We start from the raw sequence: 3,153 nt of genomic DNA, 5'->3' as shown, positions 1-3,153 counted from the left end.
TAGCGATTAAAGCTAAGAGTATTATTGATACCAAAGCTCACACTACACATTCTAATCAAACTCCCCATCACCCCATCTCCCCATCTCCCCATCTCCCCGACTCCCGATTCCCGATTCCCGACTCCCGATTACCCTTTTTGTTGAGCAACTAACTTAAAAGTTTCAACAATTTCTGTAATGATAGCAATCTGTTTTGGACTTAGACCACTCACATCGATTACTTTATTTTCCATCACAAGTTTACTCGTTCGTTTACGTAATAGTATTTTGATAGCAAAGGGAACAGGTAACAGCGGATCTGGGAACACCTAGGACTTTGTACCTCACCACATTGAAAACCGCTATACTAATATAGTATCAATGTAAATACTAAACTAGTTTATGTTAACCCTTGATCAAATTGAAACAGCTATTCGACAATTACCAAACAGCGAGATTCGAGAGCTGGCAGCCCGCTTACAGAAATATTTAGATGATTTAGATCATAAGTGGGACCAGCAGCTAGAATCTGACCTAAGCTCTGGAAAGCTAGACAGCCTGATGAAGCGAGCAGAAGCAGATATTGCTACCAATCAAGTTAAGGAGCTTAATGAAATCCTTTACGACAGGTGCGACCCGTGGCGAATTTAATTCTTAATGGTAAGAGCGCACCTAACCTGATTTTTGGCGAACTTACGCCATACTTCCCACCTCAGTTAAGGAGCAAGCACGAAAAGCTTACCAAAATCTGGCAGCAAAATCCCTTTCATCCATTAATTTAATTGCGGCTCTTAAAGCTCATGAAAATATCAACAGCGCCAAATACCTCAAGGTTATACGATCACGATTATCAGCTTTGGCTAGAGGCAACTATAAAACAACTGCGATCGGGAGATTTTACCCATGTTGATTGGGAAAATTTATTGGATGAATTGGAAAGTATAGTAAAACAGAACAGGAGAGCAGTTAAAAATCTCTTAATTCGACTTTGGGAACATTTACTTAAACTTAAGTATTGGGAATCTGAAAGAGCATACAACGCTAATAAATGGAAAGCCGAAATTACAACATTTCGTCAACAGATTCGAGATGAATTGTTAGATAGTCCTAGCTTAAAGCCTTATTTGTCTGAAATCTTTGCCAACACTTACCTAGATGCCAAGAAAGTGATGGGAAGTTTAATGGATAAACCGATTGCTTTTTTCCCAGAAGACCCTCCCGCATCTTTAGCAGAAGTTTTGAAGGAAAATTGGTTTTTCGACTAACCCCGGGAGTCGGGAGCGGTGCGACCCGTGGCGAATTTAATTACGGGTCAAGCGCACCGAGGGAGTCGGGAATCGGGAGTCGGGGAAAGAGTTACCATCGAGGAATACTACTTTTTTAGGCCGCCATCGCCTATATTTGTAAGCCTATAGCCAAGTTAATAAAGAGTTACCGATTCCACAGATACTACAGTTAGCCTAGAAGTAGAACGCGATCGCGTGACTCGCATCTGAAGCATGGTTTACAGATAGACTACAAAAAAAAGCTCTGGCTGGTGGGCAGTGGCTGATGATATATTCACGGCTCTGGCTAATTCCGTTGCTAGCCACTGCCCACCCTACGATTATCCCTATCTCCCTATCTCCCCATCTCCCCATCTCCCCATCTCCCCATCACCCTATCTCCCCATCTCCCCATCTCCCCACTCCCCACGTAACAAAACTTATGAAAAAACCTATTGACACAGGCAGAGCCAACTCAATAAGCTAAACCACAGAAAGTTTAATTCTATGGAGATGAAACCATGCCCAAGAAAGAAAAAACTCCTACCTAAACAGACCGCTCCTGTTTCTCGTAACGGGGTAGCAAGGCAAAATGAGGAGTCAGTCTCCGAGTCTCTCTCCCAGTACTGTGCAGGGTCCGGGAAGGGGAGTTGGTATGAACCTTTTGCGGGCGACGACGCAGAGTAGCACCCTTAAATTACCACTATCCGATCAAAATGTCAAAACCCCTTTTTGATCTCGGATGGCGCACGATTTGCCTGGATAAATTGGCGAGCTACCTGTGCTACTAACTCGTTTTCGGTTACCTGGCACGGGCGTGCTTGGCGGGCATTAGTCCCAGAAGGTAGAGTCGCACTCGAAACTGAGGGCTGACTTGAAAGGAGCTTGCTACCCCAGTGGCATCGGCGAGCAGGCTTCTTTTTGGGTTTATAGGGTTGGCAAAAGCCTTGATATGAGGGGCGGCATGAATAGGAGTGGGGTGGGCATCCTGCCTGGGATGGAATATTGATAACCGGCAAGATGCCGGTTCCAAGGCAGGAAACAGGCAAGATGCCTGTTCCACCCACTGGGTCAAACAGCAATAATTAGATGCATCCTGAAGTACAGCGCGATCGCATCTGGTAATGCATGAAAGATAGAGTAAAAAAAGTGGCGTTGCTAATTCTGGGTATGGTTTCGCCCCCCTAGCCCCCCAATTCTGGGGGGAAAAAACTGTCAAAGTCCCCCGCCCCCCTAACCCCCCAACTTTGGGGGGAATTAGCGGATGCTTCGCTTTTTGACAGATGGGGACCCACGGGGGCTTTAATAAAACCAGATGATCGCGCATTCATTCCTTAATTCAGCAACGCCAAAAAAGTTCCTGTCTGGTGGGCAGTGGCTGATCATAGCTTCATGGCTGCTAGCCAATTTCAGGCAACAGCCACTGCCCACCCTACGCTTCTGCTGCCGATTCTACCAAAACTCTGGTGGGCAGTGGCTGATCATAGCTTCACGGCTGCTGGCCAATTTCAGGCAACAGCCACTGCCCACCCTACGATTCCTCCCCATCTCCCCATCTGAAAATGGAAGCGATCGCATCTGGTAATGCATGACACAGAGAGTAAAAAAAGTTCCTGTCTGGTGGGCAGTGGCTGATGATAGCTTCACGGCTGCTGGCCAATTTCAGGCAACAGCCACTGCCCACCCTACGCTTCTGCTGCTTGTCAATTTCCCCCCGTAGCCACTGCCCACCCTACGATTCTCTCCCCATCTCCCCATCTCCCCATCTCCCCATCTCCCCATCCTTACAAGGGTACGTTTTTAAGATTTCTGGAGCTACTGCCTTAAAATTGAGAATTAATCATGCCTAGGAGTCAAGCTGTGATGAGTAGGGATGGCTGATTCAAATCAAATCCTTACCTGGCTTGGG

At 46.4% G+C, this 3,153-nt stretch carries 6 protein-coding genes; 3 read left to right on the top strand and 3 right to left on the bottom strand.

Annotation, left to right across the window (positions count from 1 at the left end; genetic code table 11):
• Window positions 1-381 precede the first annotated feature (381 nt).
• The gene (locus F6K57_RS41120; protein WP_293067473.1) at window positions 382-630 is read left to right on the top strand and encodes a hypothetical protein; all 249 of its coding nucleotides are present in this window, start codon (window positions 382-384) and stop codon (window positions 628-630) included.
• Between the two features lie 149 nt (window positions 631-779).
• Window positions 780-1,244: a DUF29 domain-containing protein gene (locus F6K57_RS41115; protein ID WP_293074830.1), complete on the top strand. Its 465-nt coding sequence runs from the start codon at window positions 780-782 to the stop codon at window positions 1,242-1,244.
• A 195-nt stretch (window positions 1,245-1,439) separates the two neighbouring features.
• Here F6K57_RS41115 and F6K57_RS41110 read toward each other — a convergent pair whose 3' ends face one another.
• Window positions 1,440-1,619 carry a hypothetical protein gene (locus F6K57_RS41110; protein ID WP_293074827.1) on the bottom strand — a complete coding sequence of 60 codons (180 nt, stop codon included), beginning with the start codon at window positions 1,617-1,619 and terminating at the stop codon, window positions 1,440-1,442.
• 132 nt (window positions 1,620-1,751) lie between these two features.
• Between F6K57_RS41110 and F6K57_RS42370 the strand changes: the two genes are divergently transcribed.
• Window positions 1,752-1,931 (top strand): anacyclamide/piricyclamide family prenylated cyclic peptide, encoded by a 180-nt coding sequence (locus tag F6K57_RS42370; RefSeq protein ID WP_364306276.1) that lies wholly within the window; start codon window positions 1,752-1,754, stop codon window positions 1,929-1,931.
• Between the two features lie 115 nt (window positions 1,932-2,046).
• On the opposite strand, the gene F6K57_RS41105 is transcribed toward F6K57_RS42370, so the two are convergent.
• Both F6K57_RS41105 and F6K57_RS41100 read right to left on the bottom strand, forming a co-directional pair.
• Window positions 2,047-2,463: a hypothetical protein gene (locus F6K57_RS41105; RefSeq protein ID WP_293074825.1), complete on the bottom strand. Its 417-nt coding sequence runs from the start codon at window positions 2,461-2,463 to the stop codon at window positions 2,047-2,049.
• Window positions 2,464-2,696: 233 nt separating this feature from the next.
• Complete coding sequence (locus F6K57_RS41100) at window positions 2,697-2,891, bottom strand: hypothetical protein (RefSeq protein ID WP_293074822.1); 195 nt, start codon at window positions 2,889-2,891, stop codon at window positions 2,697-2,699.
• Between the last annotated feature and the right edge of the window lie 262 nt (window positions 2,892-3,153).

The sequence above is a fragment of the Moorena sp. SIO4A5 genome, assembly GCF_010672005.1.
Classification (GTDB): Bacteria; Cyanobacteriota; Cyanobacteriia; order Cyanobacteriales; family Coleofasciculaceae; genus Moorena.
The sequence above is the reverse complement of the archived record's forward strand: the minus strand, read 5'-3'. Positions and strand labels throughout refer to the sequence as shown.